We start from the raw sequence: 17,800 nt of genomic DNA, 5'->3' as shown, positions 1-17,800 counted from the left end.
TGGCGGGGGCGTTGAGCGCCATGGATGGCGCGAAACGAGGCCCGCAGGAGCGGCTTTTGCCGTCCCCCGCCAAGCCTCCCCGACCCACCCAACCCGTAGCCCCGCTGCTTGAAGCGTCAGCAGACCAGCAACCCGCGCGAACGGGTAAACTACCGGGATGCCTTCCAGTCCCGCGCACGAGCTGCTCCGCCGCGTCTTTGGTTACGACGACTTCCGCGGCCCGCAACGGGACATCGTCGAGCACGTCGCTGCCGGCCATGACGCCCTTGTCCTGATGCCCACCGGCGGCGGCAAGTCGCTCTGCTACCAGGTCCCGGCCCTGCTGCGCGACGGCTGCGGCATCATCATTTCCCCGCTGATCGCGCTGATGCAGGACCAGGTCGAAGCCCTGCGCCAGCTCGGCGTGCGCGCCGAATTCCTCAACTCCACCCTGGACGGCGAAACCGCCGCGCGCGTCGAACGCGACCTGCTGGCCGGCGAGCTGGACATGCTGTATGTCGCCCCCGAACGCCTGCTGACCGGCCGCTTCCTGTCCCTGCTCTCGCGCAGCCGCATCGCCCTGTTCGCCATCGACGAAGCGCACTGCGTGTCGCAGTGGGGCCACGACTTCCGTCCTGAATACCGCCAGCTCACCGTGCTGCACGAGCGTTGGCCGGAGATCCCGCGGCTGGCGCTGACCGCCACCGCCGATCCACCGACCCAGCGCGAGATCGCCGAACGCCTCGACCTGGCCCAGGCGCGCCACTTCGTCAGCTCCTTCGATCGCCCCAACATCCGCTACACCGTGGTGCAGAAGGACAACGCGCGCCAGCAGCTGACCGGCTTCCTGCGCAGCCACCGCGACGAGGCCGGCATCGTCTACTGCATGTCGCGGCGCAAGGTTGAGGAAACCGCCGAATTCCTGTGCAGCCAGGGCTTCACCGCCCTGCCCTACCATGCCGGCCTGCCGGCCGACGTGCGTGCCAACAACCAGCGCCGCTTCCTGCGCGAAGACGGCATCGTGATGTGCGCCACCATCGCCTTCGGCATGGGCATCGACAAGCCGGATGTGCGCTTCGTCGCCCACACCGACCTGCCCAAGTCGATGGAGGGCTACTACCAGGAGACCGGCCGCGCCGGCCGCGATGGCGAACCCGCCGAAGCGTGGCTGTGCTACGGCCTCGGCGATGTGGTGCTGCTCAAGCAGATGATCGAACAATCCGAGGCCGGTGAAGAACGCAAGCAGCTGGAGCGTTCCAAGCTGGACCACCTGCTGGGCTACTGCGAATCCATGCAGTGCCGCCGCCAGGTGCTGCTGGCGGGGTTCGGCGAGACCTATCCGCAGGCCTGCGGCAACTGCGACAACTGCCTGACCCCACCGGCGGCCTGGGATGCCACCATCCCGGCGCAGAAGGCACTCAGCTGCGTGTACCGCAGCGGGCAGCGCTACGGCGTGGGCCACCTGATCGACATCCTGCGCGGCAGCGAAAACGACAAGGTGCGCCAGAGCGGGCATGAAAAGCTGAGCACCTACGGCATCGGCAAGGACCTGGATGCGCGGACCTGGCGCAGCGTGTTCCGCCAGCTGGTGGCCACCAGCGTGCTGGAAGTGGACACCGCCGGCCACGGCGGCCTGCGCCTGACCGACGCCAGCCGCGAGGTGCTCAAGGGCCAGCGGCAGATCAGCATGCGCCGTGACAGCGCCCCCGCCAGCAGCCGCGAACGCAGCAGCCAGCGCAGCGGCAGCGGCCTGTCGGTGCTGCCGCAGGACCTGGCGCTGTTCAACGCGCTGCGTGGGCTGCGCGCCGAACTGGCCCGCGAGCAGAACGTCCCGGCCTTCGTGATCTTCCACGACAGCACCCTGCGCAACATCGCCGAACAGCGCCCGACGTCGCTGGACGAACTGGCCCGGGTCGGGGGGATCGGCGGTACCAAGCTGTCGCGCTACGGCCCGCAGTTGATCGACGTGGTCCGTGAAGAAGGCTGAGGCGTGGTGCCTTGCCCTGCTCCAGGGTTGAACCCGCGGTTCAGCCGGGGCTGCATCAACCCGGCGATCCCGCTAAGGTAGCGCCATGTCCGTAGCCTCCCTCCTGCTGCGCGTGGTGCTGATGCTCAGTCTGTTGCTCAACGGACTGAACGCGGCCATGGCCGGAGGACACCGGATGGACGCGGCTGAAACCGCCCCCGCTGCAGCGCCGCCGTGCCACGGCCACGCCCCGGCACAGACCGGCATGCAGCCCCCGCACGCCGCCGACCACCAGGCCCAGGCAGCGCCGGACGATGCCCACTGCAAGTTGAAGGAGTGCGTGCGTACCTGCGCGCAGCAACCGGCGCTGGCCGCCGAGGGACTTGCCCTGTTGGCCGCCGACTACGCCGGCACACGGCCGCCGCAACAGCATGCACCGGGCCATCCCACGCCCGCGCTGCCCCGCATCCAACGCCCTCCCATCTGCTGATTCCAGCGCCCACGTCGGTGGCGTGATTCGATGCTGGCCCGCGCGCCGCTGCGCCGGGTCGGTGATTTCCTGCGTCTGGAGTTTCCTACAATGCGTTTTTCTTCTTCCAACGGTCCGGGCCTCCCGGCCCAGCCGTCACGCCGCCTGTTCGTGCAGGGCCTGGCCGCCGGTGGCGTGGTCGCCGGGGCCGCCGCCACCGGCCTGCCATCGCGCGCGTTTGCCGCCGCCGGCCCGGCCCTGGCCACCGCCCCGCAGGTGCTCGGCCAGGCCCACATCGAACTGGCGATCGGTGAATCGGCGGCCAATTTCACCGGCCGTACCCGTCCGGCCATCACCGTCAACGGCAGCCTGCCCGCGCCGATCCTGCGCTGGCGCGAAGGCCAGACCGTGGACATCCACGTGCGCAACACGCTGGCCCACCACCCCACGTCGATCCACTGGCACGGCATCCTGCTGCCGGCCAACATGGACGGCGTGCCGGGCCTGAGCTTCAACGGCATCGCCCCGGGCGAGGCCTACCACTACCGCTTCACCCTCAAGCAGTCCGGCACCTACTGGTACCACAGCCATTCCCTGTTCCAGGAACAGGCCGGGCTGTACGGCGCGCTGATCATCGACCCGGCGCAACCTCCCCCGTACGCGTTCGACCGTGAACACGTGATCCTGCTGTCGGACTGGACCGACCTGGATCCCGGGGCACTGTTCCGGCGCATGAAGAAGCTGGCCGAGCACGACAACTACTACAAGCGCACCCTGCCCGACTTCCTGCGCGATGCGCGCCGCGATGGCTGGAGCGCGGCGCTGTCCGACCGCGGCATGTGGGGGCGGATGCGGATGACGCCAACCGACATCTCCGATGTCAACGCGCATACCTACACCTACCTGATGAACGGCACCGCGCCGGCGGGCAACTGGACCGGGTTGTTCCGCAGCGGCGAGAAAGTGCTGCTGCGCTTCATCAATGGTGGCTCGATGAGCTACTTCGACGTGCGCATCCCCGGCCTGAAGATGACCGTGGTCGCCGCCGATGGGCAGTACATCCACCCGGTCAGCATCGATGAGTTCCGCATCGCCCCGGCCGAAACCTTCGATGTGCTGGTGGAACCCAGCGGGCAGGATGCGTACACCATCTTCTGCCAGGACATGGGCCGCACCGGCTTTGCCGCCGGCACCCTGGCGGTACGCCACGGGCTGCAGGCACCGGTACCCGCGCGTGACCCGCGCCCCCTGCTGACCATGGCCGACATGGGGCATGACATGGGCCACGGCATGGGCCATCCGATGGACCACGGCGCGATGGCCGGCCACGGCATGGACCACGCGATGCCGGCGATGGACAACGGCGCCCACGCCGGACACGGGGGCCACGCTGCAGCCGCCGCCATGCCCGCGAAGGTCACCCATCCACGCAGCGAGCGCGGCAATCCGCTGGTGGACATGCAGAGCAGCGCCACCGACCCGAAGCTGGACGATCCGGGCATCGGCCTGCGCGACAACGGCCGCCAGGTACTGACCTACGGCGCGATGCGCAGCCTGTTCGACGATCCCGATGGGCGCGAGCCCGGCCGCGAGGTGGAACTGCACCTCACCGGCAACATGGAAAAGTTCGCCTGGTCCTTCGATGGCATCCCCTTCGCCGGGGCCGAGCCGTTGCGGCTGAACTACGGCGAGCGCATGCGCATCGTGCTGGTCAACGACACCATGATGCAGCACCCCATCCACCTGCATGGCGTGTGGAGCGACCTGGAAGATGCGCAGGGCGATTTCCAGCTGCGCAAGCACACCGTGGACATGCCGCCGGACACCCGCCGCAGCTATCGCGTACGCGCCGATGCACTGGGCCGCTGGGCGTTCCACTGCCACCTGCTGTACCACATGGAAGCGGGCATGATGCGCGAAGTGAGGATCGAAGAATGAGCGTCTGCTTGAACCTTGCGCGCAGTGCCTTGGGCCTGGCGATGCTGGCGGCGCTGCCCGCGCTGGCACAGTCGCACGACCACCACGCCGCCCCTGCTGCGCCGGTGCTGGACCACTCGAAGATGGACCATTCAACGATGGATCACTCAACGATGGACCATTCGAAGATGGATCATGCCGGTAGGGGACATGCGCACAGCAACCACGCGCAGCATGATGCTGCCGCATTGCCGCGCGAGCCGATCCCCGCGGTCACCGCCGCCGACCGCGCGGCGGCCTTCCCCGTCATCGACCACGCCGCCATGCAGCACGCGCCGTCGATCAACAGCCTGCTGCTGGTGGATCGGCTGGAACACTGGGACGGGCGCCATGGCACCGGACAAGCCTGGGAAGCCACTGGCTGGATCGGCGGTGACATCAACCGCGTGTGGCTGCGCAGCGAAGGCGAACGCAGCGGCGGTCGCACCGATGCAGCGGACCTGGAGGTGCTGTATGGCCGCAGCATTTCCCCGTGGTGGGACGTGCTGGCCGGCGTGAAGCAGGACTTCCGGCCGGCGGACGCGCGCACCTGGGCCGCGCTGGGCATCCAGGGCCTGGCGCCGTACAAGTTCGAAACCTCCGCCACGCTGTACGCCGGCTCCGGCGGCCAGCTGATGGCCACCGCGGAAGTGGAGTACGAGGTGCTGCTGAGCAACCGGCTGATCCTGCAGCCGATGGTCGAAGCCACGCTGGCCGCGCGTGATGAGCCGGCCCAGCGCATCGGCCGCGGACTCAACAAGGTCGAAGCGGGCCTGCGCCTGCGCTATGAGTTCAGTCGCCGCTTCGCGCCATACGTCGGCATCAGCCACGAACGCCTGTTCGGTGCCACCGCCGACCAGGCCGACGATTCGCATGTCCGTGATACGCGCTGGGTGGCCGGCGTCAGGATGTGGTTCTAGGACGCGTTGAAACAGGCCCCGGTACACCCTGTGTGCCGGGGCCTTCTACAATGGGCGATGCCCACCACCCTGCGCCGCGCCTGCGTGGACGATGCCGCCGCACTGGCCGACATCGCCATCGCCACCTACACCGAAACCTTCGGCGATTCGTATCCGCCGCAGGACCTGCAGGTCTTCCTGCACGCGCACTACAGCCTGGAACCGCAACGCGCCGAACTGGCTGACCCGCACGCTGCAGCGTGGCTGCTGGAAGCCGATGGACGCGCCGTAGGCTATCTGGCCGCCGGCCCGAACAGCCTGCCGCATGCCCTGGCCGCAGCCGGAGACATCGAACTCAAGCGCCTGTACGTGTTGGCCAGCCACCAGAATGCGGGGCACGGCGAGCGCCTGATGAGCGCGTTCCTGGAATGGCTGGACCGCCCGTCACGGCGCGCCCTGTGGGTGGGCGTGTGGTCGGAAAACCACGGCGCGCAGCGCTTCTACGCGCGCCATGGCTGCTGCAAGGTGGGCGAGTACGATTTCATCGTCGGTGACTCGCGTGACCGCGAGTACATCCTGCATCGCCCTGCTTGACGGACTCAGAAATCGAACAGGTCCGACAGGAAGCTTTCCTTCTTCTTTTTCTTGTACCCGTGCTGGTTGTACTGGCCCTGCTGCGCATAGCCGTCGTTGTGGCGCTGGCCCAGGTGGCGGGTATCGCGGTGCTGCACGGCCACTGGCGGCGGTGGCGGCTGGCTGTAAGCCGGCGCGGCGGCCTGCGCCGGTGCGGGCGGCGGGACGGCCGGCGCGGATGCCGACCGCTCGATGATCTTGTCCAGTTCGCCACGGTCCAGCCACACGCCACGGCATTGCGGGCAGTAATCGATCTCGATGCCCTGGCGTTCGGACATGGTCAGCGCCTGGGTCTTGCAAACGGGGCACAGCATCGCTGGCGCTCCTGCTCGTGGGGGGACCTGCACTGTAACCGCACGCCGATGACTGCATGGCAACGGCCCTGACGATCGGCACATGGACCTCCGGCGCATGCGCTTGCGCTGCGGCGACGACATAGTGCCGCATGACCCACGCAAGGATGCCCCGTTGACTACGAACTCCCGACTCCCCCGCCTGCCCGCCTCGCTGGTGCTGCTGCTCGCCGTCGCGCTCGGGCTGTGGGTGCGCGATATTGCCAAGGCCATCGGCACGCCGATCCCCGCCCTGCCGATGCCCTTCGGTGGCAGCCTGCTGGACAACCTGCTGGCCACCGCAATCGCGCTGCTGACCGCCGCCCTGCTTCTGGCACCCGGCAACTCACTCGCCCGCAGCCTGGGCCTGCAGTGGAACGGCCCGCGCGGACCGCTGCTGGTGCTGCTGGCAACCGTTCCGTGCTGGATCGGCTTGTGGTGGCTGGGCGCGCTGGCCACCGACATCGACCTGCTTGCGCTGCTGATGTTGGCCCTGTTGTTCCCCCTGGCCGAAGAAATCCTGTTCCGCGGCCTCGGCTTCGTGTTCGCCCAGCGCGTGTTGGGGTGGCCCTGGTGGCTGGCCGCCAGCGTGCAGGCGGTGCTGTTCGGCACCGTCCATTGGCTGGGCTTCGGTGGCCCGGAAGGCGGGGCGATGGCCGCGCTGGTGTTCGCCGTGACCGGCATCGGCGGCTTCATCTTCGCGCTGCTGAACCGCCTTGACGGATACACCCTGTGGAGCGGGCTGGCCCTGCACGTATCGCTGAACCTGGCCTGGAACGTGATCACCGTGGCTGATGCCATCGCCATGGGCTGGCAGGGTATCGGCCTGCGCCTTGGCGCGGCAGCGTTGGCGGTGCTGCTGCTGTGCTGGCAGCTGCCGGCGCGTGCGCGCAGGCCGGTGCCGCTGTAACCGGATGTTACCGATTCCTGCACGCCGGACTCACCCACCGCCCGCGCATACTTGCGCGCCGCTGGGGCCTGGAGCCTCCGCTGCCCTTGTTCCAGTCGTGTCACGGAGCCCGTGCGTCATGTTGTTGTCAAAGCAGAATGTGCAGCCGCGAGTGCTGCTGATCGAAGATTCCGAGGAAACCCTCGAGCTGAGCCGCCTCACCCTGGAAAGCCAGGCCTGTGAAGTAGTGGGCGTCAGTTCCGCCGAGGCCGCGCTGGGCCTGCTGAATGCCGGTGAGCGGTTCGATATGTTGTTCACCGATGTCTGCCTGGGCGGCATCAGCGGCATCGAGACCGCCAACCGCGTGCGTGCGGCCTTCCCGCGCCTGCCGATCCTGGTCACCTCCGGCATGTGCCAGCACGAGGTATTGCCCCTGCTGCACCAGGGCATCCATTTCCTGCCCAAGCCGTACAACATGAGCGAACTGCTGGATGCGATCCGCATCTGCTTCCGCCATTCCGGTGAAGGCCTGCCGCACGACGCGCCGCAGGCCGCCTGAGCGGGCGGCCACGGGCGCACCGGCCGAAGCGATGCTAGATTCAGTGCACCGCTTTCGCAGAGGCCGCGCCCGTGACCCGACTGACCGCCAAGGATTTCCATCCGGACCTGCTGGAACTGTATGACGGCTACGTACATGGCCGCCTGAGCCGTCGCGACTTCCTCGACCGCGCTGCCGCCTTTGCGATGGCCGGCGTGGCGGCCACCACCCTGCTGGCGGCGCTGAGCCCGGATTACGCGCTGGCCCAGCAGGTGCAGTTCACCGATCCGGACATCGTCGCCGAGTACATCACCTATCCCTCGCCCAATGGCCATGGCCAGGTACGCGGCTATCTAGTCAAGCCGGCCAAGGCTGCCGGCAAGCTGCCTGCCATCGTGGTGGTGCACGAAAACCGCGGCCTCAATCCCTATATCGAAGACGTGGCGCGCCGCGTGGCGAAGGCCGGCTTCATCGCACTGGCGCCGGATGGGCTGAGTTCGGTCGGCGGCTATCCGGGCAACGACGTGCGCGGCCGCGAACTGCAGGCGCAGGTCGACCCCGAAAAGCTGATGAATGATTTCTTCGCCGCCATCGAATACCTGCGCGCGTCACCGCTGGGCACCGGCAAGGTCGGCATCACCGGCTTCTGCTACGGCGGCGGCGTGTCCAACGCAGCGGCCGTGGCCTATCCGGAACTGGATGCCGCGGTGCCGTTCTATGGCTGCCAGGCCAAGCCGGAGGACGTGGTCAAGATCAAGGCGCCGTTGCTGCTGCACTTCGCCGAGAAGGACAACAACGTCAATGCCACCTGGCCGGCCTACGAGGCGGCGCTGAAGAAGGCCGGGACAACGTACGAGGCCTACGTCTATCCCGGCACGAACCATGGCTTCCATAACGACTCGACCCCGCGCTACGACGAGGCCGCGGCCACGCTGGCCTGGGACCGGACGCTCAGCTGGTTCCGGAAGTATCTGGCGTGATGCCCTGCGGTGCCGGGGGTACCCGGCATCGTCTTTCAGCGGATCAGAGCCGGATGCCCGGCCGTGCGCCGAGGGTCCCCATGGTGAAGGTGTAGCCTTCGTCCATCAGGAACTGTCGCATGCGCATTTCCGCTACCTGCGGGGCGCCCAGGCTGCTGGGGCCGTACAGCGCGTAGACCACCGTCCCGCTTTCAATATCCTCGCGACGCACCGAAATGCCCGGCACCGCCGCGGCGGCCGCCCAGCCGGCGCGCAGCTTGGCCGGCGCGATCGACTGCCCGTTGCGCAGCCTGAAACTCAACCAGCGTGTTTCAGAGTTGTCCTGCCGTTCGTACTTCGCCATCTGTGCGCTGTCCTCCCGAACCAAGCTTGACCATACTCGCCTCGAATGTCAGCTCTGGATGAGACGACCGCGCGCGCGATGACGGGATTGGTCCAACAGGCCCACCGGGGACGTAGTCATGCGCAGACGTTCCCCCGTACCTTGCCGATGCCGGGCATCTCGGTGAAGCTGGACCTGCGTGACGACGATACGCGGCAACAAAAAAAGCGCCTTGAGGGCGCTTATCTGATGATGCCTGCAATGGTGGGCCGTGATGGATTCGAACCATCGACCAAAAGATTAAAAGTCTTCTGCTCTACCAACTGAGCTAACGGCCCATTGCTGCCCCCGGCTTGGCACCGGGGGCGAGCATTCTACCCTGATTCGGGCGCCGGGGTGAAGCGCCCGCGCCGATCAGGCGTAATGCGTCGGGTCGGCCACGCCGGCTTCGTCGAAGCCCTGCGCGCGCAACCGGCAGGCATCGCAATGACCGCAGGCGGCGCCATCGGCATCGGCGTTGTAGCAGGACACCGTAAGGCCGAAGTCAACGCCCAGGCGCACGCCTTCACTGACGATCTGCGCCTTGCTGAGGAACTGCAGCGGCGCGTGCACGGTGATGCCCGCCCCTTCCACGCCGGCCTTGGTGGCCAGGTTGGCCAGCGCCTGGAACGCGGCGATGAACTCCGGGCGGCAGTCCGGATAGCCGGAGTAATCCACCGCGTTGACGCCGCAGAAGATGTCGTTGGCGCCAAGCACTTCGGCCCAGCCCAGCGCCAGCGACAGCATGATCGTATTGCGCGCCGGCACGTAGGTGACCGGGATGCCCTCGCCGCCCGCCTCCGGTACGTCGATGTCATCGGTCAACGCCGAACCGCCGATGCTGCGCAGGTCCACGTCCACGGTCTTGTGCAGGACCACGCCCTGAGCGGCGGCCAGGCGGGCGGCGGCATCCAGTTCGGAGGTGTGGCGTTGCCCATAGCGCACGCTGAGCGCGTGCACGGCGAAGCCCTGTTCCTGGGCGAGGGCGATGACGGCGGCCGAATCCATGCCGCCGGAGAGAAGCACGACTGCCTTCTTCATGGGTGAATCATCCGGTTTGGGGAGGGGAGCCAGCACGCTGTCCCGCGCCGGGGTGTAGCAGCAACGACGCGGCAGCTTACCTGCCCGGCTCGTCGTTCCACAGCAGTTTGTGCAGCTGCATCTGGAAGCGCACCGGCAGCCGGTCAGCGACGATCCAGTCGGCCAGCTCGCGCGCGGTGATCTCGCCCTTGCTGGGCGAGAACAGCACCATGGTGCGTTCTGCCAGATGGTGCTCGACGACCATGGCCTTGGCCCAGTCGTAGTCTTCGCGGCTGCAGATCACGAACTTGACCTGGTCGCGTGCGGTCAGCAGCGGCAGGTTTTCCAGCTTGTTGCGCGCCATCTCGGCCGATCCGGGGGTCTTCAGGTCGACCACCCGCGATACGCGCGGATCCACCTCGGACACATCCAGCGCACCGGAGGTTTCCAGCGACACGTCCATGCCGGCGTCGCACAGCTTCTGCAGCAGGATCAGGCAGCGCTTCTGCGCCAGCGGCTCACCGCCGGTGACACAGACGTGGCGCACGCCCTGGGCCAGCACCTCGGCCACGATGGCATCGATGTCCCACCACGTGCCGCCATGGAAGGCGTACGCGGTGTCGCAGTACTGGCAGCGCAGCGGGCAGCCGGTCAGGCGCACGAACACGGTCGGCCAGCCGGCGGTATCCGCCTCGCCCTGCAGCGAGGTGAATATCTCGGTGATCTTCAGCCGCGGCAGCGGCGACTGGACGATGTCACTGGGCGTGGTGACGGCGTTGGCGGGCGTGACGTTCATGCGTAATGGTGGGGACCTGAAACGAAAGCAGCCGAGCATGGCTCGGCTCTTGAAAAACGGGTTCCAGCACGGGGCTCAGCGGATCTGCTGGCCCAGGCGGATCGACTGCAGGCGGTCCTGCGCGGTGCGCGCGGCGTCCGAGCCGGGGTACTGCGCCACGACCGATTCCAGGGTCTGCTGGGCCTGCTCCACCTGGCCTGCGCCAAACTGGGAAAGGCCGACTTTCAGCAGGCCGCCGGAGGCCTTGTCGTGGGTCGGATAGCGCGAGATCAGCTCACGGAAACGCTGCTCGGCCATCGGGAAATTGCGGGTGGCGTAATAGCTTTCGCCCAGCCAGTACAGCGCATTGGGGGCGTAGACACCGCTGGGGTACAACTCCAGGAAGCTCAGGAACAGCTGCGCGGAGTCATCGTACTTGCCGGCCTTCAGTGCATCGAAGGCGACGTTGTAGGTGGTGCGCTCATCGCCGCTGACCGCCAGGCTGCCTGCATCGCCATGTACCGAAGGCGGCCGCTCTGAAGTGGCCGCTGCGGGAGGCTGCACGGCCGGAACCGGGGGAAGCGGTGCATTGCTGCCGGGAGCCGAAGGAACGACCGGCGCTGCGCCACCTTCAAGGCGGTTCAGGCGTTCGTCCAGGTCCAGGAACGCATCCTGGTTGCCCTGCTTGAGCTGGGCGTTATCGTGCTGCAACTGTTCGATCGTGCCCTGCATCTGCCCGACCTGCTGGCGGAGCTGGGTGATCTGGTTCAACAGGTCCGTGTTGGCACTGTTGTTGTACAGCTGCTGCTCGATCGCGCCGACGCGGTCGGCAAGGCTCTGCCGCTGCGCGTACGCCGGGGCGGCAGCCATGAAGGCTGCCGCCACGACCAGCATCAGATTGATGCCGATGCGCATGGATTACTGCGCGGTGTAGACGATTTCGACGCGACGGTTCTGCGACCAGCAGGACTCGCTCGAATCGGTGCAGACCGGACGCTCTTCACCGTAGGACACGACGGTCAGCTGCGAAGCCGAACCACCGTTGGCCTGCAGTGCCGAGCTCACGCCGTTGCCACGACGCTCGCCCAGGGCCTGGTTGTACGCGCGCGAGCCGCGCTCGTCGGTGTGGCCCTGCAGGGTGATGCGCGAGGACGGACGGTCACGCAGGTACTTGGCGTGGCACGCCATGATGGCCTGGAACTCGTCCTTGACCGAATCCTGGTCCAGGTCGAAGTACACAACGCGCTGGCGCAGGCAGGCATCGGTGTCCAGGTCGCCCGGGCCGTACAGGCCGGAGGTCGACGGGCCGGTCGGCTGGGTGGTCGAGCCGGTGTCAACCGGCGCAGCCGGCTGTTCCTTCACCTTCTTGGAGCAACCGGCCAGGACGGCCACGGACAACAGGGAAACAAGCAGAACTTTGGTGGTCTTGTTCATGGCGATACCTTTGAGGCTCCTAAGCCGGTGAATGGGGTAAATCTCGGAAAATATTAACACTCTTTTAGCGCTTGGTACGGTATGGCGACCATGCGGGCTCACGAACATCACCATCAGCCAGCACCAGGCGCTGGCGGACACGTGCATCGGCCGACACCGCGTACAGCACGCCACGACCACCTTCACGGGCGGCGTACAGCACCATGCTGGCATTCGGAGCGAAGCTGGGCGACTCATCCAGCGAACCGGTGGAGAGCGTGCTCCAGCGCGGCGAACCCAGCGAGCTGTCCATCATGGCGACCTTGTAGCTGTTGCCCGAACCCTGTGCCACGGCGATCTTCTTGCCGTCATAGGACACCGACGGCTTGGCGTTGTAGTTGCCCTGGAAGGTAACGCGTTCGGCGCTGCCGCCGCTTGCAGAAACCTTGTAGACCTGCGGACGGCCGCCGCGGTCGGAAGTGAAGTACACCGCGCTGCCATCCGGGGCCCAGGTCGGCTCGGTGTCGATGGCCAGATGGTTGGTCAGCTGGGTCAGCTGCTTGCTGCCCAGGTCCATCGAGTAGACCTCCGGGTTGCCCGAGCGCGACAGCGTCAGGGCCAGCTTGCGGCCGTCCGGGGAGAACGCCGGGGCGCTGTTGATGCCGCGGAAGCTGGTCACCAGCTCACGCGCGCCGGTGGCGATGTTCTGGATGTAGATCGCCGAATTGCCGCGCTCGAAGCTGACGTAGGCCAGCTTGCCGCCATCCGGGCTCCACGACGGCGACAGCAGCGGTTCGGCCGAACGCACGATGGTCTGCGGGTTGTAGCCATCCGAATCGGCGACCATCAGCGCATAGCGCATGGCATCGCCGCGACCGCTGGCGGTGACATAGGCGATGCGGGTCCAGAAGGCGCCACGCACGCCGGTGATCTTTTCATAGATCGCATCGGCCATCTGGTGGGCGACATCGCGCATGGCGTTGCCACGGGCGGTCATCGCCAGGCCGAGCAGGCGCTCGCCCTTGGGCACGTCATACAGCTCGTACTCCACGCGGTACGCACCGGCACCGGCGTCCTGCACGCGGCCGACCACGATGTAGTTCTGCTTCAGCGCGCGCCAGGTCGGGAACTGGATGTCACCACCGCGGGTGGGCTTTTCCACGATCTGCGCTTCAGGCAGCGTGCGGAACTGGCCCGAACGGTCCAGGTCGGCGCGGATCACCGCGGCCACGTCGGTCTGCGGCGCAGCGGCCGAACCCTCGTAGGGCATCGGTACGACGGTGATCGGCGTGGCCGAGGCACTGCCGCCCACGATGTCGATCTCAAGGCCCTTCTGCTGCGCGAGCGCGGCAAAGGGAAGCAACAGGGCCGCGAACGCGACCATCCAGCGGGGCATCTTTTTCATGGAATGCTCAGTCAAGGAACCACAGCGAGGGATAGCAGGAACGGGGTGAACGCTTTCGCAATCATGAACCAGACCGGTGTGAAAGCAAGGTCTCCGACAATCTGTAGTGACGGCCGCTGGCCGTCAAAGGGATTGGCCGCGGACCATCAACGAAGGGGCCCGCTGGCACCAGCGACCCTGTGACGGCCAGCGGCCGTCACTACCGGGCACTCAATCCGGGCGGAAGTTGAGGATCAACTCGCGGTTGAAGACCTGCTCGAACCCCGCGTACGGCAGCGGCTGGGCATTGAGCACCGCCGCTTCGATCGAGCGCTTGCCGGCCTCGTCGTAGGGACAGCTGGCGCCGACCTTGGCCGACAGCACGCGGCCACCGCGCAGCTGGGTGATGACGATCTGGCAGCGCTGGCCGGAGGCGATGTTGTCCGGGCGGATCCAGGTGTCCTGGACCTTGGCCTGGATCGCCGCGGCGTACTTGGCGCTCAGGTCGTCACTGGTGCCGCCTGCCCCACCTGCCGGCTGCGCGGCTGCACTGCTGCTGGCGCTGGCATTGGACGCGGCCGCCGCGTTGCGCGCCGCCGCCACCTGGCGCAGGCGCTGCTCGGCAAGCTTGGCTTCCTTCTCGGCCTGCTCGCGGCGCGAACGCAGCTCGGCGATCTTCTTCTGCTTGTCCGCCTCGGCCTTGGTTTCGTTGGCCTTGCGCTCGTCCTCGGCGATCTTCTTCTGCCGGTCCGCTTCCTGCTGCTTGGCCAGTCGTGCGCGCTGTTCGGCCTCTTCCTGCCGCTTGCGTTCGGTCAGGTCGATCTGCTCCTGGCGACGCTTGGCCTCCTGCTCCTGCCTGGCCTTTTCCTGCGAAACCGCCAGCGCGCTGACCGCTTCCTGGTCGACCTTGTCCGGCTGCGCCACGCGCTCCTGCGCCTGCGACTGCTGCGGGGTCGGCGCGTCCATCGGGCGCGGTTCGGGGGTCGGCTGCGGCGGCGGAATGGTGTCTTCCGGGATCGGCTCGGGCTCGGCGATGGGCTCGGGAATCGGCTCGGGCAGGGTCTCCAGGCGCTCGGACTGGCGCAGCGCCTGCCGGGCCGCCGATGCTTCGGCGCTGGACAGGGCCATGTCGGCCTGCACCGCCGGGTCCCCGGCAGCGGCTTCGGTGTTGCGCTCGGGCGACCACAGCCACGCCACGATGAACACCAGTGCAAGCAACAGGTGTACCAGCGCAGCCAGGCTTACCGGCCAGGCCCAGCCCTGTTCTTCGTCGCGCGGCGGCGGCAAGGCGTCACTGTGCATCGGTGGCCAGGCCAACCTTTTCCACGTTCGCGCGCTTGAGCACGTCCATCGCGGCCACGACCTTTTCATAGGCCACGGCGCGGTCGGCGGCGACGATCACACGCACCGCCTTGTCCTGCGCGACGATGCCGCCCAGCCGGGCCTGCATTTCCTCCGAAGACATCGCGTTGGGCTGCTTGTCGTCGGGCAGCTTCAGGCTCAGCTGGCCGTCTGCGCGCACCGACACGATGATCGGGTCCTGCTTGCTTTCCAGCGCCTTGGCATTGGAACGCGGCAGGTCGACCTCGAAGCTCAGCGTCAGCAGCGGCGCGGTGACCATGAAGATGATCAACAGCACCAGCATGACGTCGATGTACGGCACGACGTTGATTTCGGATTTGAGCTTGCGACGCTTGCGGCGACCGATGGCACTCATGGTGGGATCCTCGCCTGGGCTCAGTCGTCTGCGCCGGTCTGGCGCTGCAGGATGGAGCTGAACTCATCGGCGAAGGTTTCGAACCGCACCGCCATGCGCTCCACGCGGGTGGTGAAGCGGTTATAGGCCCATACCGCGGGGATCGCCACGAACAGGCCGATCGCGGTGGCGAACAGGGCCTCGGAAATGCCCGGTGCCACCGACGCGATGCCGGCCTGCTCACCGCTGTTGATCATGTCGTGCATGGTCACCATGATGCCGAACACGGTGCCGACCAGGCCCACGTAGGGCGCGGTGGAGCCGATGTTGGCCAGCAGTTCCAGGTTGCGTTCCAGGCGGTCCACTTCACGGGTGTAGGTGGTGCGCATGGCGCGCTGGGCGCCTTCGAGCAGCGCGCGGCCGTCCAGACCGCGACGATCGCGCAGGCGGTTGTACTCGCGGAAACCGGCTTCGAAGATGGCTTCCAGGCCGCCCACGCTGCGGTTGCGGTCGGTGGCGGAGGAATACAGCTTGCCCAGGTCCGCGCCGGACCAGAAGCGGTTCTCGAACTCGTCCGCTTCACGGGTGGCCTGCGAGAACACGCGGGCCTTGCGGAAGATGATCACCCAGCTGATGAACGAACCCGCCAGCAGCAGCAGCACGATGATGATCACCGGGATGCTGGCCTTGGTCATCAGCTCCCAGTAATTGATGCCGCTGCGCGAGGCCTGTACGGCGGTTTCGGCGGCGGCGCTGGTGACGTCCTCCGGCAGCGCCTCGACCACCGTGGCCTGCAGGCCCAGAAGCATTGCGATCATCGTTGTTCCTCAGTCTGCAAATCAGGATTGTGTGGAATTTCGGGGTATTGGTGCGACTTCATGACAGCAAGCAGTGCGTCGTCCATGCCGCGCGGGCGGAAGGACTGCGCGTCCAGCGCGGCAATCCTGACCTTCGCGTCCAGCAGCAGCTGGCCATCGCGCAGCACCTGCTGGGCAAAGACCATGCTGGCGCGCCGGCACTGCACCAGCGTGGCGGTCACCTGCAGCGCATCGTCCAGCCGCGCCGGCTTGAGGAAGTCCATTTCCATCGAGCGGACCGCGAACACCATGCCGTGCTCGCTGCGCATGCGCTCCTGGCCGAAGCCCAGCGCGCGCATCCACTCGGTACGGGACCGCTCCATGAAAGCCACGTAGCGGGCGTGGTAGACCACCCCACCTGCGTCGGTATCTTCCCAGTAAATGCGTGTCGGCCAACTGAACCGCAGCTCACTCATTGTCGGATTGCTCGGCGAAAAGGTCTACCGGGGCGGCCTTGGGCTTCAGTCCCAGATGGCGATACGCGCGATGGGTGGCCATCCGGCCACGCGCGGTGCGCACCAGGAAGCCCTGCTGGATCAGGTAGGGTTCGACCACGTCTTCCAGCGTGCCACGTTCTTCGGACAGCGCGGCCGCCATCGATTCCACGCCCACCGGGCCGCCATCGAAGTAGTCCACCAAGGTGCGCAGGAAGCGCCGGTCGAGCTCGTCGAAGCCTTCCGGATCGACCTTCAGCATCACCATCGCGGCCTGCGCCACGTCCTGGTCGATATGCCCGTTGGCCTTGACCTGGGCGTAATCACGCACGCGCCGCAGCAGCCGGTTGGCGATGCGCGGAGTGCCACGCGAACGGCGTGCGATCTCCCCTGCCCCGTCGGCGGTGCAGTCGATGCCGAGGATCTTCGCCGAGCGGCGCACGATGCGCGTCAGTTCTTCGGCGGTGTAGAACTCCAGCCGCTGCACGATGCCGAAGCGGTCGCGCAGCGGTGCGGTGAGCAGGCCGGCGCGGGTGGTGGCGCCGACCAGGGTGAACGGCGGCAGGTCGAGCTTGATCGAACGCGCCGCGGGGCCCTCGCCGATCATGATGTCGATCTGGAAGTCTTCCATCGCCGGGTACAGCACTTCCTCGACCACCGGCGACAGGCGGTGGATTTCATCGATGAACAGCACATCGTGCGGCTGCAGGTTGGTCAGCAGCGCGGCCAGGTCACCGGCCTTTTCGATCACCGGTCCGGAGGTCACCCGCAGCGCCACGCCCAGTTCATTGGCGATGACATGGCTGAGGGTGGTCTTGCCCAGTCCCGGCGGCCCGAAGATCAGCACGTGGTCCAGCGCATCGCCACGTGCCTTGGCCGCCTGGATGTAGATGTCCATCTGCTCGCGCACCGGCACCTGGCCGAGGTAATCGGCCATGCGTTTGGGGCGGATGCTGGCATCGACGGCGTCATCCTCGCGGGTGGCGTCGGCGCCAATGATGCGGTGTTCGGTCATCTGCCGATTATGCGGCAAATCGGTCGCACGCCGTGCGATTGGTGGGTGATCGAACGGGTGGGACCCCCTCGCGGGTGGCTCAAGCCGCAGCTGGGGGTGGGTCGGGCGGTGGGGCTGGTCGGGGGACGGCAGAAGCTGCATCCATGCGTGCCTCGTTTCGCGCCATCCATGGCGCTCAACGCCCCCGCCCAGCCCCACCGCCCG

The 17,800-nt window shown here is 67.2% G+C and carries 20 protein-coding genes and 1 tRNA gene; 8 read left to right on the top strand and 13 right to left on the bottom strand.

The window, feature by feature from the left end:
- The first annotated feature begins 157 nt into the window (after nucleotides 1-157).
- The 5 genes from recQ to RTX79_RS18180 all read left to right on the top strand — a co-directional run bounded on the left by recQ (nucleotide 158) and on the right by RTX79_RS18180 (nucleotide 5,863).
- Nucleotides 158-1,966: a DNA helicase RecQ gene (gene recQ / locus RTX79_RS18200; RefSeq protein ID WP_123699554.1), complete on the top strand. Its 1,809-nt coding sequence runs from the start codon at nucleotides 158-160 to the stop codon at nucleotides 1,964-1,966.
- 85 nt (nucleotides 1,967-2,051) lie between these two features.
- Nucleotides 2,052-2,435 carry a CopL family metal-binding regulatory protein gene (locus tag RTX79_RS18195; protein WP_309687400.1) on the top strand — a complete coding sequence of 128 codons (384 nt, stop codon included), beginning with the start codon at nucleotides 2,052-2,054 and terminating at the stop codon, nucleotides 2,433-2,435.
- A gap of 48 nt (nucleotides 2,436-2,483) precedes the next feature.
- Entirely contained in the window at nucleotides 2,484-4,352 is a 1,869-nt protein-coding gene (locus RTX79_RS18190) for a copper resistance system multicopper oxidase (protein ID WP_428696038.1), read from the top strand.
- A complete protein-coding gene (locus RTX79_RS18185; protein WP_312685241.1) occupies nucleotides 4,349-5,290 on the top strand; it encodes a copper resistance protein B in 942 nt (313 codons plus the stop codon). Before RTX79_RS18190 ends, RTX79_RS18185 begins: the two co-directional genes overlap by 4 nt.
- A 57-nt stretch (nucleotides 5,291-5,347) precedes the next feature.
- Nucleotides 5,348-5,863: a GNAT family N-acetyltransferase gene (locus tag RTX79_RS18180; protein WP_312685240.1), complete on the top strand. Its 516-nt coding sequence runs from the start codon at nucleotides 5,348-5,350 to the stop codon at nucleotides 5,861-5,863.
- A gap of 5 nt (nucleotides 5,864-5,868) precedes the next feature.
- On the opposite strand, the gene RTX79_RS18175 is transcribed toward RTX79_RS18180, so the two are convergent.
- Nucleotides 5,869-6,216: a zf-TFIIB domain-containing protein gene (locus RTX79_RS18175; protein WP_312685238.1), complete on the bottom strand. Its 348-nt coding sequence runs from the start codon at nucleotides 6,214-6,216 to the stop codon at nucleotides 5,869-5,871.
- A 154-nt stretch (nucleotides 6,217-6,370) separates the two neighbouring features.
- On the opposite strand from RTX79_RS18175, the gene RTX79_RS18170 reads away from it, so the two are divergent.
- The 3 genes from RTX79_RS18170 (at nucleotide 6,371) to yghX (ending at nucleotide 8,641) form a co-directional block, all read left to right on the top strand.
- A complete protein-coding gene (locus RTX79_RS18170; protein WP_312685236.1) occupies nucleotides 6,371-7,144 on the top strand; it encodes a CPBP family glutamic-type intramembrane protease in 774 nt (257 codons plus the stop codon).
- Nucleotides 7,145-7,262: 118 nt separating this feature from the next.
- Nucleotides 7,263-7,682, top strand: a complete 420-nt coding sequence (locus RTX79_RS18165; RefSeq protein WP_057687322.1) for a response regulator — start codon at nucleotides 7,263-7,265, stop codon at nucleotides 7,680-7,682.
- Between the two features lie 71 nt (nucleotides 7,683-7,753).
- Nucleotides 7,754-8,641: a YghX family hydrolase gene (yghX, locus tag RTX79_RS18160; RefSeq protein ID WP_312685233.1), complete on the top strand. Its 888-nt coding sequence runs from the start codon at nucleotides 7,754-7,756 to the stop codon at nucleotides 8,639-8,641.
- A gap of 43 nt (nucleotides 8,642-8,684) precedes the next feature.
- Here the strand turns inward: yghX and RTX79_RS18155 are convergent, their stop codons facing one another.
- The 12 genes from RTX79_RS18155 to ruvB form a co-directional block, all read right to left on the bottom strand.
- Nucleotides 8,685-8,984 carry a hypothetical protein gene (locus RTX79_RS18155; RefSeq protein ID WP_057687320.1) on the bottom strand — a complete coding sequence of 100 codons (300 nt, stop codon included), beginning with the start codon at nucleotides 8,982-8,984 and terminating at the stop codon, nucleotides 8,685-8,687.
- A 241-nt stretch (nucleotides 8,985-9,225) separates the two neighbouring features.
- A tRNA-Lys gene (locus tag RTX79_RS18150) sits at nucleotides 9,226-9,301 on the bottom strand.
- 76 nt (nucleotides 9,302-9,377) lie between these two features.
- Entirely contained in the window at nucleotides 9,378-10,043 is a 666-nt protein-coding gene (gene queC, locus RTX79_RS18145; protein ID WP_312685231.1) for a 7-cyano-7-deazaguanine synthase QueC, read from the bottom strand.
- A 76-nt stretch (nucleotides 10,044-10,119) separates the two neighbouring features.
- The gene (queE, locus tag RTX79_RS18140; protein ID WP_057687317.1) at nucleotides 10,120-10,818 is read right to left on the bottom strand and encodes a 7-carboxy-7-deazaguanine synthase QueE; all 699 of its coding nucleotides are present in this window, start codon (nucleotides 10,816-10,818) and stop codon (nucleotides 10,120-10,122) included.
- Between the two features lie 75 nt (nucleotides 10,819-10,893).
- On the bottom strand, nucleotides 10,894-11,712 hold the full coding sequence (gene ybgF, locus RTX79_RS18135) for a tol-pal system protein YbgF (protein WP_182656864.1): 819 nt from the start codon (nucleotides 11,710-11,712) through the stop codon (nucleotides 10,894-10,896).
- 3 nt (nucleotides 11,713-11,715) lie between these two features.
- Complete coding sequence (pal, locus tag RTX79_RS18130) at nucleotides 11,716-12,231, bottom strand: peptidoglycan-associated lipoprotein Pal (protein ID WP_057687315.1); 516 nt, start codon at nucleotides 12,229-12,231, stop codon at nucleotides 11,716-11,718.
- A 64-nt stretch (nucleotides 12,232-12,295) separates the two neighbouring features.
- Nucleotides 12,296-13,615 carry a Tol-Pal system beta propeller repeat protein TolB gene (gene tolB / locus RTX79_RS18125; RefSeq protein WP_057687314.1) on the bottom strand — a complete coding sequence of 440 codons (1,320 nt, stop codon included), beginning with the start codon at nucleotides 13,613-13,615 and terminating at the stop codon, nucleotides 12,296-12,298.
- Nucleotides 13,616-13,825: 210 nt separating this feature from the next.
- A complete protein-coding gene (gene tolA, locus RTX79_RS18120) occupies nucleotides 13,826-14,896 on the bottom strand; it encodes a cell envelope integrity protein TolA (protein WP_123699559.1) in 1,071 nt (356 codons plus the stop codon).
- The gene (gene tolR / locus RTX79_RS18115; RefSeq protein ID WP_057687312.1) at nucleotides 14,886-15,311 is read right to left on the bottom strand and encodes a protein TolR; all 426 of its coding nucleotides are present in this window, start codon (nucleotides 15,309-15,311) and stop codon (nucleotides 14,886-14,888) included. The genes tolA and tolR overlap by 11 nt, the downstream gene beginning before the upstream one ends.
- Before the next feature lie 20 nt (nucleotides 15,312-15,331).
- Complete coding sequence (tolQ, locus tag RTX79_RS18110) at nucleotides 15,332-16,108, bottom strand: protein TolQ (RefSeq protein WP_042613823.1); 777 nt, start codon at nucleotides 16,106-16,108, stop codon at nucleotides 15,332-15,334.
- Complete coding sequence (ybgC, locus tag RTX79_RS18105) at nucleotides 16,105-16,563, bottom strand: tol-pal system-associated acyl-CoA thioesterase (protein WP_312685225.1); 459 nt, start codon at nucleotides 16,561-16,563, stop codon at nucleotides 16,105-16,107. Before ybgC ends, tolQ begins: the two co-directional genes overlap by 4 nt.
- The gene (ruvB, locus tag RTX79_RS18100) at nucleotides 16,556-17,596 is read right to left on the bottom strand and encodes a Holliday junction branch migration DNA helicase RuvB (RefSeq protein WP_057687310.1); all 1,041 of its coding nucleotides are present in this window, start codon (nucleotides 17,594-17,596) and stop codon (nucleotides 16,556-16,558) included. The genes ybgC and ruvB overlap by 8 nt, the downstream gene beginning before the upstream one ends.
- Nucleotides 17,597-17,800: the final 204 nt, after the last annotated feature.

Origin of the sequence: Stenotrophomonas chelatiphaga (assembly GCF_032054965.1) — a bacterium.
Classification (GTDB): domain Bacteria; phylum Pseudomonadota; class Gammaproteobacteria; order Xanthomonadales; family Xanthomonadaceae; genus Stenotrophomonas; species Stenotrophomonas chelatiphaga.
Note: the sequence above shows the minus strand (reverse complement) of the source record. Positions and strands in the feature narration are given on the sequence as shown.

Bases quoted from the DNA above. Each gene is read 5' to 3' on its own strand.
- recQ (WP_123699554.1), top strand. From the start codon at position 158: ATGCCTTCCAGTCCCGCGCACGAGCTGCTCCGCCGCGTCTTTGGTTAC.
- RTX79_RS18195 (WP_309687400.1), top strand. From the start codon at position 2,052: ATGTCCGTAGCCTCCCTCCTGCTGCGCGTGGTGCTGATGCTCAGTCTG.
- RTX79_RS18185 (WP_312685241.1), top strand. From the start codon at position 4,349: ATGAGCGTCTGCTTGAACCTTGCGCGCAGTGCCTTGGGCCTGGCGATG.
- RTX79_RS18180 (WP_312685240.1), top strand. From the start codon at position 5,348: ATGCCCACCACCCTGCGCCGCGCCTGCGTGGACGATGCCGCCGCACTG.
- RTX79_RS18175 (WP_312685238.1), bottom strand. From the start codon at position 6,216: ATGCTGTGCCCCGTTTGCAAGACCCAGGCGCTGACCATGTCCGAACGC.
- RTX79_RS18165 (WP_057687322.1), top strand. From the start codon at position 7,263: ATGTTGTTGTCAAAGCAGAATGTGCAGCCGCGAGTGCTGCTGATCGAA.
- RTX79_RS18155 (WP_057687320.1), bottom strand. From the start codon at position 8,984: ATGGCGAAGTACGAACGGCAGGACAACTCTGAAACACGCTGGTTGAGT.
- queC (WP_312685231.1), bottom strand. From the start codon at position 10,043: ATGAAGAAGGCAGTCGTGCTTCTCTCCGGCGGCATGGATTCGGCCGCC.
- queE (WP_057687317.1), bottom strand. From the start codon at position 10,818: ATGAACGTCACGCCCGCCAACGCCGTCACCACGCCCAGTGACATCGTC.
- ybgF (WP_182656864.1), bottom strand. From the start codon at position 11,712: ATGCGCATCGGCATCAATCTGATGCTGGTCGTGGCGGCAGCCTTCATG.
- pal (WP_057687315.1), bottom strand. From the start codon at position 12,231: ATGAACAAGACCACCAAAGTTCTGCTTGTTTCCCTGTTGTCCGTGGCC.
- tolB (WP_057687314.1), bottom strand. From the start codon at position 13,615: ATGAAAAAGATGCCCCGCTGGATGGTCGCGTTCGCGGCCCTGTTGCTT.
- tolA (WP_123699559.1), bottom strand. From the start codon at position 14,896: ATGCACAGTGACGCCTTGCCGCCGCCGCGCGACGAAGAACAGGGCTGG.
- tolR (WP_057687312.1), bottom strand. From the start codon at position 15,311: ATGAGTGCCATCGGTCGCCGCAAGCGTCGCAAGCTCAAATCCGAAATC.
- tolQ (WP_042613823.1), bottom strand. From the start codon at position 16,108: ATGATCGCAATGCTTCTGGGCCTGCAGGCCACGGTGGTCGAGGCGCTG.
- ybgC (WP_312685225.1), bottom strand. From the start codon at position 16,563: ATGAGTGAGCTGCGGTTCAGTTGGCCGACACGCATTTACTGGGAAGAT.
- ruvB (WP_057687310.1), bottom strand. From the start codon at position 17,596: ATGACCGAACACCGCATCATTGGCGCCGACGCCACCCGCGAGGATGAC.